The following is a 16,268-nucleotide window of genomic DNA, read 5'->3' as shown; positions in this document are numbered from 1 at the left end:
TGCGGCGTTAAATTCCGATAGTGGTTACTTTGGAGATGCCGACTTTGCCGATGCCGGCCAGGTCGAGCATCATCTCGCTGCCGTTCTGGAAGCTGACACTGTTGACCTTGGCCGGCAGCAACGTGGCCAGCGTCTTGGCCTTGCCGTCGACCTTGGTCTCGGCACTGAAGGTGTAGGTACCCGGATCGACCGCCTCGCCCTTTTCGTTTTTGCCATCCCAGATGAAGTCAGCGGTGCCGGCCTTCTGCGCGCCCAGCTCGATGGTCTTGACCACGTTGCCGTCCTTGTCCTTGATGGTGACCTTGCCTTCGGTGATGTTCGACGGCACCACGACCTGGCCATTGAAGCTCTTGGTGGTGTCGACCACCGCCTTGTCGCTCGCCACGATCACCGAACGGCCGACCAGCGAGGTAGCCTGCAATGCCTGGGACGAACCGATGCCGGTAAGGATGCCGTCGACCGACTCCTTCAGCGACTGGATGCCTTCGAGGCTGCTGAACTGCGCCAGCTGCGCGACGAACTCGCCGTTGTCCTGGGGATCGAGCGGGTTCTGGTTCTTCATCTGCGTAACCAGCAACTTCAGGAACGCATCCTTGCCCAATGCGCTGCCGGCCTGGCCGGTGCTGGCATTGTTCTTGGTGGTAGGCTTCTGCAGCGACTCCAGATAGCCGCTGCCGACCTTGTTATCGGTATTGGTGGTAGTCATTTAGGCTCGCTTACTGACCCAGGGTCAGCACTTTCTGCATCATGTTCTTGGCGGTGTTCATCAGTTCGGCGTTGGTCTGGAACGCGCGGCTGGCGGAGATCATGTCAGCCATCTCCTCGACCACGTTGACGTTCGGGTAGTAGACGTAGCCGTCCTTGTTCGCCGCCGGGTGGTTCGGCTCGTAGCGCGCCTCGAGGTTGCTCTGGTCCTCGATGATGCCCTTAACCTGTACGCCCTGCCCCGCTTCGCCCTGGTCCTCGAACAGCGACTGGCCAGCGCCACCCTGGGCCTGCTGGAAGGTGGTGGCGAACACCGGATGACGGGCACGGTAGGTCTGGTCGATGCTCGACGAGACGGTCTCGGCGTTGGCGATGTTCGAGGCAACGGTGTTCAGGCGCGTGTTCTGCGCGCTCATGCCGCTACCGGCGATGTTGAAGACACTGGCAAGGGACATGGTCACTCTCCGCGCAGGGCCGATACCAGCCCTTTGAATTTGCTGTTGAGCAGGGTGAAGCTGGCCTGGAAGCCAACGGCGTTTTCGGTGTAGTTCGATTGCTCGATCTGCGCGTCCACGGTGTTCTGGTCGATCGACGGTTGCATCGGGGTGCGGTACTGCAGCGTGTCGTCCATCATCGCCAGGCCTTCAGCCTCGATGTGGCGATTGTTGGTACGGTCCAGGGCGATGCGCCCGTTCTGCTGCTTGTCGGCCTCGGCGGCGAGCACCGACGAGAAATCCATGTCGCGCGCCTTGTAGTTCGGCGTGTCGGCGTTGGCGATGTTGTTGGCCAGCACCTCGGCACGCTGGGCGCGGAAGCCCAATGCCTTTTCGTGGATGCCGAGCGCCTTGTCGAAGCTGATGCTCATATCGGGGAAACCTTCAGAGGTTGACCAGAGTTTCGTTGGCTTAGGCTTTAGCAAGGGTTGTGCCAACCACCACAACCCCGATAAACAGGGGTCCAATGGGCTCAGCACATGATGGGCATGCCAGAAAAGCGGCAAAGTGCTTCCGCTTCGCACGCAACAAGCGGCAATTGCCAGGCGGCAAAAGCGGCAAAACAAAAAATTGACGTCAAACAACCATGCCCATTAGCCATCATTCGCGGTAGGATTCGCGCCCCGCGCAGCGCTGTGGCACGAAGCCACCCTTCTCGAAAGCCAATGGTTTCTACCCACGCATGGATGCGCGACGACTTTTTACTGTTTTCCAAGGATAGAAGCCGTGGCTTTGCCAACCTTCCGCAAAACCCTCCTCACCCTGGCCATCAGCGCCGCGCCCCTGCCTTCCCTGGCTCAGACCGTCACCCTGAACGACAGCGGGTTTCGCAGCGAACACCAGGTCATCAACGACGACCTGGCGTTTGCCGGCAGCTTCACCGGCCAGGACAAGAGCGCCATCCATCTGTTCGACACCCGTATCATGGGTGACCTCACCTTCAACAGCACCATCAACGACAACGACAACGACCAGACGGCCATCGCCACGACACAGGATAGTGATGGCATCCACATCGCCAGCAGCAACCTGAGCGGCGAACTGTTCCAACTCGGCAACGTCAAGACCACCAGCAGTGGTGGTGCTGCCCTGCGCCTGCGGGCCAGCACCCTTGATGGCGACCTGCGCAACCTGGGCCAGCTCAAGTCCACCACCGGCGTCTTCGCTGTCAGCGGCGTGCAGAACTACGGTATTGACCTGGCCTCCCCCAACACCGGCACCACGCTAGTCAGGGGCGATGTACTCAATGCCGAGGGGGCGCTCATCGAGGCTTCCTCGCCTGAAGCGCGCGCCATCAACGTGGCCGGCGCCAACCTGGAGGGCAAGGTCATCAACCGCGGCCTCATCCGCGCGACCAGCAGCAACGCTATCGGCATCCTGGCCACGTCCAGCCCCGACAGCCGAACGATCAACGCCGTGCTTGCCGGCGTCGAGAACCACGGCGAGATCTTTGCCGGCACCGAGGGCATCGTGCTCGATGGCGCGACCCTGACCGACACGCTCGGACGGCACGTCATCAACACCGGCCGGATCACGACCAGTGGCACTGCCATCAGAATCGGCAACGTCGCCCTCGATGGCCCAGGCATGCAGCCTTGGCAGAAGGCCAATGGCGACGTGAACATCTTCAACAGCGGCAGCCTCTGGGCCGACGTCGCCATCGATGCCAGCGCGAGCAGTCACCCGGTCGAGCTGATCCTGCGCGAAGGCAGCGAGATCTACGGCACCCTCACCGGAATCGCCAACATCGAAGTCGAGGGCGACAGCACCTACGGCACCACCGTCATCAACCGCGGTAGCACCGATATCCGCCTGGTGAACGACGGCTGGCTCGATGTCGGCAGCGCCGGCGATCCTCCCGTCACGCTTCACTTCGACTCCGACCACACCCGCATCGACGGCAACCTGCGCGTGGCCGACAACTCGGCGCTGGGTATGCTGCTCTCCGAGATGACCACCCCCAACGAGGCCATCGTCAAGGTCAGCGGCATCACCGAGTTCGGCCAGAACGCCAGGATCGCCCTGACCCCGGAAGGCGATGATTTCCAGGCAGGCGGCACGCGCTACCTGCTGCTCGAAGCCGGTCGGGTGAATGTGCTCGACGCCAGCGGCACACCCAAGGTTGTCAGCACCTCGGCGATGCTCAACGTCACGAGCAGCACCCTCGAGGACAACAAGGTCTACGCGATCGTCAGCACTCAGCCCACCGAACGCCTCGAACAGATCGTGACCGGGCAAGGGGGCGACGGCAACGCGCGACAAGCCCTGGGCAACTTGGCCGAGGCCGGCTTGCTGGCACGCCTGGGCAAGCATGATCCGCTGTTCCTCGCCGCCGCCGGCGCTGACGAAGCACGACTGGCCAGGCTCGCCGAACAACTGGCGCCGGACGTCAGCGACGGCGCCCGCCAAGCCGCCATGGCCAGCCAGCGACTGATCGGCAACGCCATCGCCAGCCGCTCCAGCAGCCTGCGCGCCCCTCACGCCAGCGAAGCACGCAGCGCCTCCGGCGTGTGGATGCAGTCGCTGTACAGCGATGCCAGCCAGCAGCAGCGCGATGGCATTGCCGGCTACAACGCCTACAGCCGCGGCATGGCGGTCGGCGCCGATGCCCGGCTTGACGACCAGTTCACGTTCGGCACGGCCTACAGCTTCATCGACAGCGACATCAACGGCAAGCACGGCAACAAGACCCAGGTACAGAGCCATGCCTTCTCGCTGTATGGCAGCTACACCCTGGAAAACTACTTCGTCGACGCCAGCCTGACCTACAGCTTCAACGACAACGAAGGCAAGCGTGAGATCGCCGGCACCCGGGCCAAGTCGGACTACGACAGCAACCTGCTGGGCCTGAACCTGGTGGGTGGCTACAGCTGGCAGCTGAATCCGCGACTGCTGGTCGAGCCGCGCCTGGCGGCGCGCTACAGCCGCGTCGACATCGACAGCTTCAACGAGAAAGGCTCGTCTGCCGCACTCAAGGTCGAGGCACAACGCTACGAGGCCATCGAACTGGGCGCCGGCGTGCGCGTGGCCAGCCAACTGCCGCTCGGCGCAGGCACCCTGGAGCCGCAGCTGAAGGTGATGGCGTATCACGACTTTGCCGCCGACCCTGTGCAGAACACCGCGACCTTCGTGCTTGGCAGCGCACCCTTCGTGAGCCACGGCGCCAGCGTGTCGCGCAACAGCTACGAGGCCGGCCTGGGTGCGGACTACAAGCTGGGGGCGGTGAGCGTCGGCGTCAGCTATGACTACGTGGGCAAATCGGGCTTCGATGCCGACGTGTTCTCGGCAAGGTTGCGCTACGCGTTCTGACGCGCCATCCCAGGCAAGCCCGCAGCAAAAACGAAAAGGCCGGTATCGCAGGATACCGGCCTTTTTGACTTGGCCTTACTTGGCCTGGTAGATGATCCCCGGGCTGCACTGAACCATCTGGTAGTGGTCCGGCAGCCCGTTGAGCGCCTCGGACGCGCCAAGGAACAGGTAGCCACCGGGCTTGAGCGTGCCGTGAATGCGCATGAGGATGTCCTTCTTGACCTGAGCCGAGAAGTAGATCAGCACGTTGCGGCAGAACACGATGTCGAACTTGCCCAGCGGCGCATAGCTGTCGAGCAGGTTGTAGGAACGGAACTCGACGCGGCTGCGGATCGGCGCCTTGATCGCCCAGCGCCCCGGCCCCTTGATGTCGAAGTAGCGCTGCAGGCGCTCCTGCGACAAGCCGCGGGCGATGGCCAGGCTGTCGTACTCACCGGTCTTGCAGTTGTTGAGCATGGCGCCCGACAGGTCAGTGGCGACGATCTGCGCGCCCATCTTCAACTGGCCAAGGTTGGTCCGCTCGAACTCGTCGATGGCCATCGACAGCGAGTACGGTTCCTGCCCGGAGGAACAGGCCGCCGACCAGATGCGCAGGCGCTGGCCCGGGTTGTTCTTGATGAACTCCGGAATCACCTTGTTCTTGAGCACCTCGAATGGATAGGTATCGCGGAACCACAGCGTCTCGTTGGTGGTCATGGCATCGACCACCTGCTCACGCAAGCCACCGCGTGGCTGGGTCTGGATGCGTTGCACCAGCTCGCCCAGCGACTTGATGCCCTGTTGCTCCATCAGCTTGTTGAGACGGCTGGAGACCAGGTACTGCTTATTCTCGCCCAGCAGGATGCCACAGGCTTTCTCCAGGAAGACCCGGAACTGTTCGAAATCCAAATTACCCGTAGACAATGCTGCCGCCTCTTTATCAATCGCTAGCGCCGGGGACGAACCCCGGCCGTTTTCAATGGCTCGCCTTGATCCGATCGACCACGCGCTGGGCGAGATCATCCGGCTTGAACTTGGCCAGGAAGTCATCGGCCCCGACCTTCTTGACCATCGCCTGGTTGAATACCCCGGACAACGAAGTATGCAGGCAGATGTGCAACTTTTGCATGCGTGGATCGCTGCGAATCTCCGCCGTGAGGGTATAGCCGTCCATTTCCGGCATTTCAATATCCGAGATCATCATGAGGAACTCGTCCTCAGGACGCTTGCCCTCGTCCACCAGCTTGCGCAGGTAATCCAGGGCCTGGCGACCATCGTTGAGCGCCACCACCTCGACGCCCACGGTCTGCAGGCAACGGCTTACCTGCTTGCGCGCCACCGACGAGTCATCGACGGTCAACACCCGCAGCATCACCGCCTTGTCCTGAACCTCGGCATCGATCACACCATCCGACACAGACTCGGACGATGGCGCCACCTCGGCCAGCACCTTCTCGACATCGATGATCTCGACCATGCGGTTGTCGACCCGGGTCACGGCGGTCAGGTAGTGATCACGCCCGGTGCCCTTGGGTGGCGGATGGATCTCTTCCCAGTTCATGTTGACGATGCGCTCCACCGAGTGCACCAGGAAACCCTGGGTCTTGGTGTTGTACTCGGTGATGATCACGAAGCTGTTGCGCGTCTCTTCCTTCAGCTGCGGAAGGCCCGTGGCCATCGACAGGTCCAGGATCGGGATGGTCGCCCCCCGAATGTTGGCCACGCCGCGCACCACCGGATGAGACCTGGGCAGCAAGGTCAGGTCCGGGCACTGCAGTACCTCGCGCACCTTGAACACATTGATGCCGTAGAGCTGGTCGCCATTGAGGCGAAACAACAACAACTCCAGGCGGTTCTGCCCCACCAGTTGCGTGCGCTGGTTGACCGAATCCATCACTCCAGCCATGCCGGACTCCTTCAACGATTGCCTGTGTACCAAATCGGCACGGGCTTTGCTTTTTTGAACGCCATGTACACGAAAACGACAAATTTCCGACGACTGACGCGCCTGTTGACCGGCTCACTGGCCGCCCTGTGCCTGCTGGCACCCGGCATACGTACGCTGGCGGACGCTTTTACCTTGCCTGAACAGCTTATCGGTGTCACTCAGGGGTTTCTTGAATTCACCGTAGAGGATTATCTGGCGACCACCCAGACGCCGGGGCGCTACGAGATCCAGGTCAACACCCTGGACCCGCGCCTGCGCATGCCGTTGTGCAGCCAGCAGCTGGATGCCTCGCTGGAAAGTTCGACGCCGCTCGGGCGGGTCACGGTACGGGTGCGCTGCGATGGCGCCGCGCCCTGGACGGTGTTCGTCCCGGCCCAGGTGCGCCTGCTGCGCGACGTGGTGGTGATGACTCGCCCGCTCAAGCGCGAAAGCGTGGTCGGTGAAGGCGATGTAGCCATGCGCGAGCGCGATGTAGGCACGCTGGGCCCCGGCTACCTGACTCAACTGGACCAGGCGCTGGGCATGAAGCTGCTGCGCCCCACGGTGCTCGACCAGGTGCTGACGCAACAGCACCTGGAGCAGGCCGAAGTGGTGCGCAAGGGCGACCACGTGGTGATCATCGCCCGCAGCGGCAGCCTCAGCGTGCGCATGCCGGGCGAAGCATTGGACAAGGGCGGCCTGCAGACGCAGATCCGCGTGCGCAACCTGAACTCCAAGCGCGTGGTCAAGGCACGGGTCACAGGGCCCGGCCAGGTCGAGGTGGCCATGTAGCAACACCCCGCGTCGGGATACTGACAGAACGCTGGCGATGTGGAACCGCGCACCCTAAACTGTGTCACACATCGGGTTGCGCACGCGTGCCGAGAGGCGGTGATGCATTCACGCCTAAAGTTTTGCTCGGGTAGGCCGAAAGCAAGGCATGCGTCCTAATTCCCAGGGGTTTTGAACATGGTCATCGACTTCAGTCGTCTAAACAATTCTCCGTCCGTCACGGGCGGCGTTCGCGGCAATGCCGCACCGGGCACCGCCGATAAAGCCGGCGCGGCCAGTGAAGCGCCAAAGCAGGCCAATGCCAGCGGAGAAGCCGTACACCTGAGCCCAGAGGCCCAGCAATTGCAGAAGATCAGCGACAAGCTGCGCGACCAGCCAACCGTCAACAGCGCCCGCGTGGCGGAGTTGAAGCAAGCGATCGCAGATGGCAGCTACAAGGTCGATGCCGACCGTGTCGCCAGCAAACTGCTTGATTTCGAAGCCCAGCGCTGACCCTCAGGCGCGCTGACTTCAAGGACGCAATCGCCAAGAGTTAGCCATGCACGACATCACCTTGCTGCAACTGATCGAAAACGACATCGCGCCAACGCAGGAACTGCTCGAACTCCTGCAAAACGAAGCGATAGCCCTGCACGGCCGGGATATGCTGGCCCTGGAGCACATCCTGGCCCGTAAACAGTCGTTGATCATCTTGCTCGAGCAGCAGGGCAAGCGCCGCAGCCAGCTGCTGCTGGAGCTCGGCCTGAGCGCCGACCGCGCCGGCGCACAGGCGCTGGCCGCGCAGTCGAGCAACGGCGAGGCCATCATGAGCCGCCTCGATGCCCTGGGCGAGCTCATGGACGCCTGCCAGCAGGTCAACGAGACCAACGGCCGGATCATCCAGGTCCAGCAGCAGACCACGGCCAACCAGATCAGAATCCTTCAGGGTGGCGATTCTCCGTCGCTCTATGACAGCCGTGGCGGTACCTCGCCAATGGCCAAGCCCCGCGCACTCAGCCAAGTGTGATTAGTTCTATCTTAGTTATTTCAAGGCACGGAACATACTGGCAAAATGCCGTAACTTGCGTGTGCCGTTTTGCCTGGAGATTGATAACCCGTGTTCAATGAATCCGATGCTCCCCAGCCCCCAAAGGTGCTGACCACCCCTTTGGAGATCGCGGCCAACTTGCGCCAGCTGCTGGATAGCCACGACCCGCTGATCATCAGCTTCCATGAGCGCAGCCAGCGGTTCCAGAGCTATGTGGTGCATGTCGACCGGGAAAGCGGTGTCCTGGCACTGGATGAAATGATCCCTCGCGACGGCGAGAAGTACATCGAGAGCGGCGAACCCTTCCGCATCGAAGGCTTCCACGACGGCGTGCGCATCGCCTGGGAAAGCAGCGTACCGCTGACCATCACCGAGATCGACGGCCACCGCTGCTACCGTGGCCCGCTGCCCGATGAAGTGACCTATCACCAGCGCCGCAATGCCTTCCGCGCCGCGCTGAAGCTTTCGCAACTGGTCGACGTGACCCTCGATGGCACCCACCTCAAGGGCAATGGCGCGCTGCGCGGCAAACTGCTGGATATCTCGGCCACCGGCTGCAAACTGCGCTTCGATGGCAATGTCGAGGATCGCCTGCAACTGGGCCAGGTCTACGAGCGCTTCAAAGCCGGCAACCCACTGGGGTTGACCGACACCCTGGTCGAACTGCGCCACCTGCACTTCGAAGAGCGCATCAACACCACTTTCGCCGGGGTGCGCTTCCACAACCTCAACGGTCAGGCCCAGCGCAAGATCGAGAGCTTCGTCTACCAGCTGCAGCGTGAAGCGCGGCGGTTCGACAAGGACGACTATTGATCGTCGCCAGCCCATGAAAAACGCCACCCCTCGGGTGGCGTTTTCATTGGTGCCTGAGCAGGCCGTTTAGGAAACCGATTTGCCCACCTCGCCTTGCGCCTGCGCAACGGCATCCTCCTCGGTATCTTCCGCCGCCACCGGCGCCTGCATCACATCCTGCACCGTCCGCTCATCCACCCGGGGATCGAGCGCTGCCGACAAGGGCGAGCCCGCCGCCGGCATCGCCACGTGCCCCAGTGGCGCATCCTGGACCTGATGCAGCCCGGTGACCGCCTTGGGCCGAATACGCCAGACCAGCACCAGCGCGAAGAACACGAAAAAGGCGTAGAGCATCTGCGCCCCCAGCAGCTTCATCAGCACCCCGGCCGCCAACGGCCCGATACAGGCGCCCACACCATAGGTGACCAGCAGCATGGCGGTCAGCGAGACCCGCCGCTCGCTCTCCACGTGGTCATTGGAGAACGCCACCGCCAAGGGATACAGGCAGAACTGCAACAGCGATATGACAAAGCCCATGGCAAACAGCAGCTCGAGCGGAACCCCCGGCAGGATCGCCAGCGGCGCGGCAGCCAGGGCCAGGCCGATGGCCACGCAGCGGATCAGCACGGCGCGGTCATAGCGGTCGGAAAGCCAGCCCAGCGGCCACTGCACCAGCAGCCCGGCAAAGATGCAGCAGCCCATGAACAGGCCGATCTGCTCGGTGCTCAGCCCCTGGCTGGACGCATACAGCGGCGCCAAGCCATAGAAAGAGCCGACGATCAGGCCCGAACCGAGCACCGTGGACAGCGATTGTGGCACGCGCTTGATGAAGAACTTCGGCTCCATCGGCGCCGGGCGCAACGGCGCGGGGTGAATGCGCCGGGTCATGGCCACCGGCACCAGGCACAAGGCGAAGCACATCGCCACCAGCATCAGCAGTTCCGGCCCCAGCTGTGGGTGCACCACCAGGATCAACTGGCCGAGCACCAGCCCCAGGTAGGAGGCGATCATGTAGCCGCTGAACACCGCGCCACGGTGCTTGGCGTCGGCTTGTTCATTGAGCCAGCTCTCGATGACCATGTACTGGCACATCATCCCCAGGCCGACGATCATGCGCAGCCCGACCCAGGCCGGCAGCCAGTTGGTCAGCCCATGCCCGAGCACTGCTGCGCCGACAATGCCGGCACAAGTGGCATAGGCACGGATATGTCCGACCCGGCCGATCAGCCGATGCCCTACCTTGCCCCCCACCGCCAGGCCGAAGTAGTTGGCTGCCATCAACGCACCGATCCACAGGCTGTCGACATGATCGGCGGCCAGGCGCAAGGCCAGGTAGGTACTCAGCAGGCCCGAGCCGATCAGCATCATCAAGGCAGCGAAGTACAGCGACTGAAACGGCTTCCAGATATTTCGCATACGTCCCGTCAAGCTCCTTGACCAAGTGGCGTTGGGTTGCAGGCAAGCATAAAAGCAAATCCATCTTGGCACAGGCCCCCAGGCAGCAAAAAGAGCCGTGGGGGCGCATCCAGTAGCGGTCGTGTCGCGCTCAGGCCTGCGCGGCCAGCACACGGCGCTCCCAGGGGGTGATTTCATCGAAGAAATCGCTCAGCTCCAGGGTCTTGGTGGCGATGTAGCCTTCGATGAACTCCTTGCCGAACAGTTCCCGCGCCAGGGCGCTGCGCTTGAGCCGCTCAAGCGCGGCATGCAAGGTGCAAGGCAGGCTGAGATGGTCCGGCACCTCGAACTCGCCCTGGATCGCCGGCGTCGGCGCAATCTGCCGCTCGATACCGTGCAGGCCGGCGGCAAGGCTTGCGGCAATGGCCAGGTAGGGGTTGGTATCGGCGCCCGGCAGGCGGTTCTCCACCCGCCGCGCCACAGGTGAGCTGGCCGGGATGCGCAGGCCTGCCGCACGGTTGTCCTCGGACCAGCAGGCGTTGTTCGGTGACGCATAAGGGTGGCACAGACGCTGGTAGGAATTGACGTTCGGCGCGAACAGCGCGGTGAAGTCGGCCAGGCAGGCCTGCAGGCCACCGATGAAATGGTGGAAGGTGTCGGTCGCCCTGCCCTGCTCGTCGCTGAACACATTGCGCCCGCTGCCGACCTCCACCAGGCTCTGGTGAATGTGCATCGAACTGCCGGGCGTGTGTGCCAGTGGCTTGGCCATGCACACCACGGTCAGGCCATGTTTGAGCGCGACCTCCTTGAGCAGGTGCTTGAACAGGAAGGTCTGGTCGGCCAGCAGCAAAGGATCGCCGTGCAGCAGGTTGATCTCGAACTGGCTGACGCCCATCTCGTGCATGAAGGTGTCGCGTGGCAGGCCCAGCGCCGCCATGCAGCGGTACACCTCGTTGAAGAACGGGCGCAGACCGTTGTTGGAGCTGACACTGAAGGCCGAGTGGCCCATTTCCCGGCGTCCGTCCTTGCCCAGCGGCGGCTGGAACGGCTGGGTCGGGTCGGCGTTGGCGGCAAAGACGAAGAACTCCAGCTCGGTCGCCACCACCGGGGCCAGCCCGCGCTCGGCGTACCGGGCGATCACCGCCTTGAGCTGGCCACGGCTGGACAACCCCGAAGGAGTGCCATCGAGCTCCACCGCATCGCAGATCGCCAATGCCCGAGGTTCGTCGCTCCAGGGCAGGTGGTGGATCTGCGAGGGTTCGGCCACCAATGCGAGGTCGCCATCGTCGCTGCCATAGTATCTTGCCGCTGGGTAACCGCCCATGATGCACTGCAGCAGCACGCCACGGGCCATCTGCAGGCGACGCCCCTCGAGGAAGCCCTCGGCGGTCATCACCTTGCCGCGGGGCACGCCGTTGAGGTCGGGGGTGACGCACTCGATTTCGTCGATGCCCTCCAGGAGCACTGCCTGGTTCTGCGGGCCTTCGGTCGTCATGACGCTGTCCTTCTTGTTGTGTTCGCATGCCGGGAATGGCGACGCACACAACATAGGCCGGGGGTGTTTAAAATATCAAGCACCCCAGGCACCGCGCCCGGATCATTGCTCGCGCAACGTCATGCCATTGGCCGGCAGCGGCAACGCGGTCTTGTAGCGCACCTGCTTCAAGGCAAAGCTGGAGCGAATGTTCGCCACCCCGGGCAAGCGGGTCAGGTAATCGAGAAAGCGCTCCAGTGCCTGGATGCTTGGCAGCAGTACCCGCAGCAGGTAGTCCGGGTCGCCGGTCATCAGGTAACACTCCATCACCTCCGGGCGCTCGGCAATTTCTTCCTCGAAGCGATGCAGCGACTGCTCCACCTGCTTTTCCAGGCTAACGTGGATGAACACATTCACATCCAGACCCAGCGCCTCGGGCGACAGTAGCGTGACCTGCTGGCGGATCACCCCCAGCTCCTCCATGGCCTTGACCCGGTTGAAGCACGGCGTGGGCGACAGGTTGACCGAGCGCGCCAGCTCCGCGTTGGTGATGCGGGCGTTTTCCTGCAGGCTGTTGAGGATGCCGATATCCGTTCGATCCAGTTTACGCATGAGAGAAATTGACCTGGTTTTTGTGTTTGTACGGAATGTTTATCTGCGCCACAGGAGAAAGGCAACGAACTTGAGAGAAAAATTCTCCTGCCGTCCCCCTATGATGTAAAAAGACGCTGACCTGCCAGTCACGAGCCGGCAGTCAGCGGCGGCCGCTTCAAAGCTCACAAAAACAACATTCGAGCGAGCGTAAAAAGCATGAACGAGTACGCCCCCCTGCGTCTGCATGTGCCCGAGCCTACAGGCCGGCCAGGCTGCCAGACCGATTTCTCCTACCTGCGCCTGAACGACGCCGGTCAAGTCCGTAAACCCCCTATCGATGTGGAAGCCGCTGACACCGCGGACCTTTCCTACAGCCTCGTGCGCGTGCTCAACGAGCATGGCGACGCCGTTGGCCCGTGGGCCGAGGGCATCGAGCCGCAGGTGCTGCGCCAGGGCATGCACGCCATGCTCAAGACGCGCATCTTCGACAGCCGCATGGTGGTTGCCCAGCGTCAGAAGAAGATGTCCTTCTACATGCAGAGCCTGGGCGAGGAAGCCATCGGCAGCGGCCAGGCCCTGGCCCTGAACCGCACCGACATGTGCTTCCCCACCTATCGCCAGCAGAGCATCCTGATGGCCCGCGACGTGTCGCTGGTCGACATGATCTGCCAGCTGCTGTCCAACACCCGTGACCCGCTCAAGGGCCGCCAGCTGCCGATCATGTATTCGGTGCGCGAGGCCGGCTTCTTCACCATCAGCGGCAACCTGGCCACCCAGTTCGTCCAGGCGGTCGGCTGGGCCATGGCCTCGGCGATCAAGGGCGATACCAAGATCGCCTCGGCATGGATCGGCGATGGCGCCACCGCCGAGTCCGACTTCCATACCGCGCTGACCTTCGCCCACGTCTACCGCGCCCCGGTGATCCTCAACGTGGTCAACAACCAGTGGGCGATCTCGACCTTCCAGGCCATCGCCGGGGGCGAGTCGACCACCTTCGCCGGCCGTGGCGTGGGTTGCGGCATCGCTTCGCTACGAGTGGACGGCAACGACTTCATCGCGGTCTACGCCGCTTCGCGCTGGGCCGCCGAACGCGCCCGCCGCGGCTTGGGCCCGACGCTGATCGAGTGGGTCACCTACCGCGCCGGCCCGCACTCGACTTCGGACGACCCGTCCAAGTACCGCCCGGCCGACGACTGGAGCCACTTCCCGCTGGGCGACCCGATCGCCCGCCTCAAGCAGCACCTGATCAAGCTTGGCCACTGGTCCGAGGAAGAGCACCAGGCGGTCACCGCCGAGCTCGAGGCCGAGGTGATCAAGGCGCAGAAGGACGCCGAACAGTTCGGCACCCTGAGCAACGGCCATATCCCCAGCGCCGCGTCGATGTTCGAGGACGTGTACAAGGAAATGCCCGACCACTTGCGCCGTCAGCGCCAGGAACTGGGGGTCTGAGATGAACGATCACAACAACAGCATCCATCTGGAAAACGCCATGTCCACCACCACCATGACCATGATCCAGGCCCTGCGCTCGGCCATGGATGTCATGCTCGAGCGCGATGACAACGTGGTGGTCTATGGCCAGGACGTTGGCTACTTCGGCGGCGTGTTCCGCTGCACCGAAGGCCTGCAGACCAAGTACGGCAAGTCCCGCGTGTTCGACGCGCCGATCTCCGAAAGCGGCATCGTCGGCACCGCCGTGGGCATGGGCGCCTATGGCCTGCGCCCAGTGGTCGAGATCCAGTTCGCCGACTACTTCTACCCTGCCTCCGACCAGATCGTCTCGGAGATGGCCCGCCTGCGCTATCGCTCGGCCGGTGAGTTCATCTCCCCGCTGACCCTGCGCATGCCTTGCGGTGGCGGCATCTACGGCGGCCAGACCCACAGCCAGAGCCCCGAGGCGATGTTCACCCAGGTCTGCGGCCTGCGCACCGTCATGCCATCGAACCCCTACGACGCCAAGGGCCTGCTGATCGCCTCGATCGAATGCGACGATCCGGTGATCTTCCTCGAGCCCAAGCGCCTGTACAACGGCCCGTTCGACGGCCACCACGACCGTCCGGTGACGCCATGGTCCAAACACCCGCACAGCGCCGTGCCGGATGGCTACTACAGCGTGCCGCTGGACAAGGCGGTGATCACCCGCCCGGGCAACGACGTCACCGTGCTGACCTACGGCACCACCGTGTATGTGTCGCAAGTAGCGGCCGAAGAGAGCGGCGTCGACGCCGAGGTCATCGACCTGCGCAGCCTGTGGCCGCTGGACCTGGAGACCATCGTCGAGTCGGTGAAGAAAACCGGCCGCTGCGTGGTCGTGCACGAAGCCACCCGCACCTGCGGCTTCGGCGCGGAACTGGTATCGCTGGTCCAGGAGCACTGCTTCCATCACCTCGAAGCGCCGATCGAGCGCGTCACCGGCTGGGATACCCCCTACCCCCACGCACAGGAATGGGCCTACTTCCCCGGCCCTTCGCGGGTAGGTGCGGCACTGAAACGGGTCATGGAGGTCTGAATGGGCACGCACGTCATCAAGATGCCGGACATTGGCGAAGGCATCGCGCAGGTCGAGCTGGTGGAATGGTTCGTCAAGGTCGGCGATGTGATCGCCGAAGATCAAGTGGTGGCCGATGTCATGACCGACAAGGCCACCGTGGAAATCCCTTCGCCGGTCAGCGGCAAGGTGCTGGCCCTGGGCGGCCAGCCTGGTGAGGTGATGGCGGTCGGCAGCGAGCTGATCCGCATCGAAGTCGAAGGCAGCGGCAATCATGTCGACACGCCTCAGTCCAAGCCGGCCGAGCCGGCACCTGCGCCGGTCAAAGCCGAAGCCAAGCCCGAGGCGCGCCTTGAAGCAGCGCCGCAAGCCGTCGCCAACCACAGCGCCGCGCCCATCGTGCCGCGCGAGGCCCATGACAAGCCATTGGCCTCCCCGGCGGTACGCAAGCGTGCCCTGGATGCCGGTATCGAACTGCGCTACGTGCACGGTAGCGGCCCGGCCGGGCGCATCCTGCACGAAGACCTCGACGCCTTCATCAGCAAGCCGCAGAGCAGTGCCGGGCAGGCACCCGGAGGCTACGGCAAACGCACCGACAGCGAGCAGGTGCCGGTGATCGGCCTGCGCCGCAAGATCGCCCAGCGCATGCAGGACGCCAAGCGCCGCGTCGCCCACTTCAGCTACGTCGAGGAAATCGACGTCACTGCCCTCGAGGCCCTGCGCCAGCAGCTCAACGCCAAGCATGGCGACAGCCGCGGCAAGCTGACCCTGCTGCCGTTCCTGGTGCGCGCCATGGTCGTCGCCCTGCGCGACTTCCCGCAGATCAACGCCACCTACGACGACGAAGCCCAGGTCATCACCCGCCACGGCGCGGTGCACGTCGGCATCGCCACCCAGGGTGACAACGGCCTGATGGTGCCCGTGCTGCGCCACGCCGAAGCCGGCAGCCTGTGGAGCAACGCCAGCGAGATCGCCCGTGTCGCTCACGCGGCGCGCAACAACAAGGCCAGCCGTGAAGAGCTGTCCGGCTCGACCATCACCCTGACCAGCCTCGGCGCCCTCGGCGGCATCGTCAGCACCCCGGTGGTCAACACCCCGGAAGTGGCGATCGTCGGCGTCAACCGCATGGTCGAACGGCCGGTGGTGATCGACGGCCAGATCGTCGTGCGCAAGATGATGAACCTGTCCAGCTCGTTCGACCACCGCGTGGTCGATGGCATGGATGCCGCACTGTTCATCCAGGCCGTGCGCGGCCTGCTGGAACAGCCTGCCTGCCTGTTCGTGGAGTGATC

Annotated in this window: 16 protein-coding genes; 8 read left to right on the top strand and 8 right to left on the bottom strand. The window is 63.5% G+C overall.

The features are described from left to right. Nucleotides 1-7: 7 nt before the first annotated feature. Genes flgD through flgB form a run of 3 tightly spaced genes read right to left on the bottom strand, consistent with a single transcriptional unit; the run spans nt 8 to nt 1,570 of the window. Nucleotides 8-706 carry a flagellar hook assembly protein FlgD gene (gene flgD / locus ACODS9_RS13195; RefSeq protein WP_489094017.1) on the bottom strand — a complete coding sequence of 233 codons (699 nt, stop codon included), beginning with the start codon at nt 704-706 and terminating at the stop codon, nt 8-10. Nucleotides 707-716: 10 nt separating this feature from the next. Beyond that, nucleotides 717-1,160 carry a flagellar basal body rod protein FlgC gene (flgC, locus tag ACODS9_RS13190; protein ID WP_023629792.1) on the bottom strand — a complete coding sequence of 148 codons (444 nt, stop codon included), beginning with the start codon at nt 1,158-1,160 and terminating at the stop codon, nt 717-719. Nucleotides 1,161-1,162: 2 nt separating this feature from the next. Continuing rightward, nucleotides 1,163-1,570 carry a flagellar basal body rod protein FlgB gene (flgB, locus tag ACODS9_RS13185; RefSeq protein ID WP_330102340.1) on the bottom strand — a complete coding sequence of 136 codons (408 nt, stop codon included), beginning with the start codon at nt 1,568-1,570 and terminating at the stop codon, nt 1,163-1,165. 355 nt (nt 1,571-1,925) lie between these two features. On the opposite strand from flgB, the gene ACODS9_RS13180 reads away from it, so the two are divergent. Beyond that, nucleotides 1,926-4,508, top strand: a complete 2,583-nt coding sequence (locus ACODS9_RS13180; RefSeq protein ID WP_401106120.1) for an autotransporter family protein — start codon at nt 1,926-1,928, stop codon at nt 4,506-4,508. 75 nt (nt 4,509-4,583) lie between these two features. Here the strand turns inward: ACODS9_RS13180 and cheR are convergent, their stop codons facing one another. Together cheR and ACODS9_RS13170 are read right to left on the bottom strand one after the other, a co-directional pair. Then, on the bottom strand, nt 4,584-5,411 hold the full coding sequence (cheR, locus tag ACODS9_RS13175) for a protein-glutamate O-methyltransferase CheR (protein ID WP_489094016.1): 828 nt from the start codon (nt 5,409-5,411) through the stop codon (nt 4,584-4,586). 52 nt (nt 5,412-5,463) lie between these two features. Then, entirely contained in the window at nt 5,464-6,393 is a 930-nt protein-coding gene (locus ACODS9_RS13170; protein WP_110702387.1) for a chemotaxis protein CheV, read from the bottom strand. 63 nt (nt 6,394-6,456) lie between these two features. Here ACODS9_RS13170 and flgA point away from each other — a divergent pair, with 63 nt between their 5' ends. From flgA to ACODS9_RS13150, 4 genes are all read left to right on the top strand, one after another. Beyond that, a complete protein-coding gene (flgA, locus tag ACODS9_RS13165) occupies nt 6,457-7,206 on the top strand; it encodes a flagellar basal body P-ring formation chaperone FlgA (protein WP_217868916.1) in 750 nt (249 codons plus the stop codon). A gap of 177 nt (nt 7,207-7,383) precedes the next feature. Beyond that, a complete protein-coding gene (gene flgM, locus ACODS9_RS13160) occupies nt 7,384-7,698 on the top strand; it encodes a flagellar biosynthesis anti-sigma factor FlgM (RefSeq protein WP_110702385.1) in 315 nt (104 codons plus the stop codon). Nucleotides 7,699-7,744: 46 nt separating this feature from the next. Beyond that, nucleotides 7,745-8,212: a flagella synthesis protein FlgN gene (locus tag ACODS9_RS13155; protein ID WP_023629787.1), complete on the top strand. Its 468-nt coding sequence runs from the start codon at nt 7,745-7,747 to the stop codon at nt 8,210-8,212. Nucleotides 8,213-8,302: 90 nt separating this feature from the next. Beyond that, nucleotides 8,303-9,046 (top strand): flagellar brake protein, encoded by a 744-nt coding sequence (locus ACODS9_RS13150; RefSeq protein WP_046854637.1) that lies wholly within the window; start codon nt 8,303-8,305, stop codon nt 9,044-9,046. A gap of 66 nt (nt 9,047-9,112) precedes the next feature. Here the strand turns inward: ACODS9_RS13150 and ACODS9_RS13145 are convergent, their stop codons facing one another. From ACODS9_RS13145 to bkdR, 3 genes are all read right to left on the bottom strand, one after another. After that, nucleotides 9,113-10,441: an MFS transporter gene (locus ACODS9_RS13145; RefSeq protein WP_489094015.1), complete on the bottom strand. Its 1,329-nt coding sequence runs from the start codon at nt 10,439-10,441 to the stop codon at nt 9,113-9,115. Between the two features lie 130 nt (nt 10,442-10,571). After that, nucleotides 10,572-11,813, bottom strand: a complete 1,242-nt coding sequence (locus ACODS9_RS13140) for a glutamine synthetase family protein (RefSeq protein ID WP_489094043.1) — start codon at nt 11,811-11,813, stop codon at nt 10,572-10,574. A 204-nt stretch (nt 11,814-12,017) separates the two neighbouring features. Beyond that, on the bottom strand, nt 12,018-12,506 hold the full coding sequence (gene bkdR / locus ACODS9_RS13135; RefSeq protein ID WP_028691050.1) for a Bkd operon transcriptional regulator BkdR: 489 nt from the start codon (nt 12,504-12,506) through the stop codon (nt 12,018-12,020). Nucleotides 12,507-12,704: 198 nt separating this feature from the next. On the opposite strand from bkdR, the gene ACODS9_RS13130 reads away from it, so the two are divergent. The 3 genes from ACODS9_RS13130 to ACODS9_RS13120 are packed head-to-tail and all read left to right on the top strand — an operon-like array spanning nt 12,705 to nt 16,266. Continuing rightward, nucleotides 12,705-13,937, top strand: coding sequence for a 3-methyl-2-oxobutanoate dehydrogenase (2-methylpropanoyl-transferring) subunit alpha (locus tag ACODS9_RS13130; protein WP_094011875.1), 1,233 nt, complete (start codon nt 12,705-12,707; stop codon nt 13,935-13,937). A 1-nt stretch (nt 13,938) separates the two neighbouring features. Beyond that, complete coding sequence (locus tag ACODS9_RS13125; protein WP_038706568.1) at nt 13,939-14,997, top strand: alpha-ketoacid dehydrogenase subunit beta; 1,059 nt, start codon at nt 13,939-13,941, stop codon at nt 14,995-14,997. Further along, nucleotides 14,998-16,266 carry a dihydrolipoamide acetyltransferase family protein gene (locus ACODS9_RS13120; RefSeq protein ID WP_489094014.1) on the top strand — a complete coding sequence of 423 codons (1,269 nt, stop codon included), beginning with the start codon at nt 14,998-15,000 and terminating at the stop codon, nt 16,264-16,266. It begins immediately after the preceding gene. The last annotated feature ends 2 nt before the right edge of the window (nt 16,267-16,268 follow it).

Source organism: Pseudomonas sp. FG36 (assembly GCF_057809275.1).
The sequence above is the reverse complement of the archived record's forward strand: the minus strand, read 5'-3'. Positions and strand labels throughout refer to the sequence as shown.

Bases quoted from the DNA above. Each gene is read 5' to 3' on its own strand.
- flgC (WP_023629792.1), bottom strand. From the start codon at position 1,160: ATGTCCCTTGCCAGTGTCTTCAACATCGCCGGTAGCGGCATGAGCGCG.
- flgD (WP_489094017.1), bottom strand. From the start codon at position 706: ATGACTACCACCAATACCGATAACAAGGTCGGCAGCGGCTATCTGGAG.
- flgB (WP_330102340.1), bottom strand. From the start codon at position 1,570: ATGAGCATCAGCTTCGACAAGGCGCTCGGCATCCACGAAAAGGCATTG.
- bkdR (WP_028691050.1), bottom strand. From the start codon at position 12,506: ATGCGTAAACTGGATCGAACGGATATCGGCATCCTCAACAGCCTGCAG.
- flgA (WP_217868916.1), top strand. From the start codon at position 6,457: ATGTACACGAAAACGACAAATTTCCGACGACTGACGCGCCTGTTGACC.
- ACODS9_RS13130 (WP_094011875.1), top strand. From the start codon at position 12,705: ATGAACGAGTACGCCCCCCTGCGTCTGCATGTGCCCGAGCCTACAGGC.
- ACODS9_RS13140 (WP_489094043.1), bottom strand. From the start codon at position 11,813: ATGACCGCCGAGGGCTTCCTCGAGGGGCGTCGCCTGCAGATGGCCCGT.
- ACODS9_RS13125 (WP_038706568.1), top strand. From the start codon at position 13,939: ATGAACGATCACAACAACAGCATCCATCTGGAAAACGCCATGTCCACC.
- ACODS9_RS13155 (WP_023629787.1), top strand. From the start codon at position 7,745: ATGCACGACATCACCTTGCTGCAACTGATCGAAAACGACATCGCGCCA.
- ACODS9_RS13145 (WP_489094015.1), bottom strand. From the start codon at position 10,441: ATGCGAAATATCTGGAAGCCGTTTCAGTCGCTGTACTTCGCTGCCTTG.
- flgM (WP_110702385.1), top strand. From the start codon at position 7,384: ATGGTCATCGACTTCAGTCGTCTAAACAATTCTCCGTCCGTCACGGGC.
- ACODS9_RS13170 (WP_110702387.1), bottom strand. From the start codon at position 6,393: ATGGCTGGAGTGATGGATTCGGTCAACCAGCGCACGCAACTGGTGGGG.
- ACODS9_RS13120 (WP_489094014.1), top strand. From the start codon at position 14,998: ATGGGCACGCACGTCATCAAGATGCCGGACATTGGCGAAGGCATCGCG.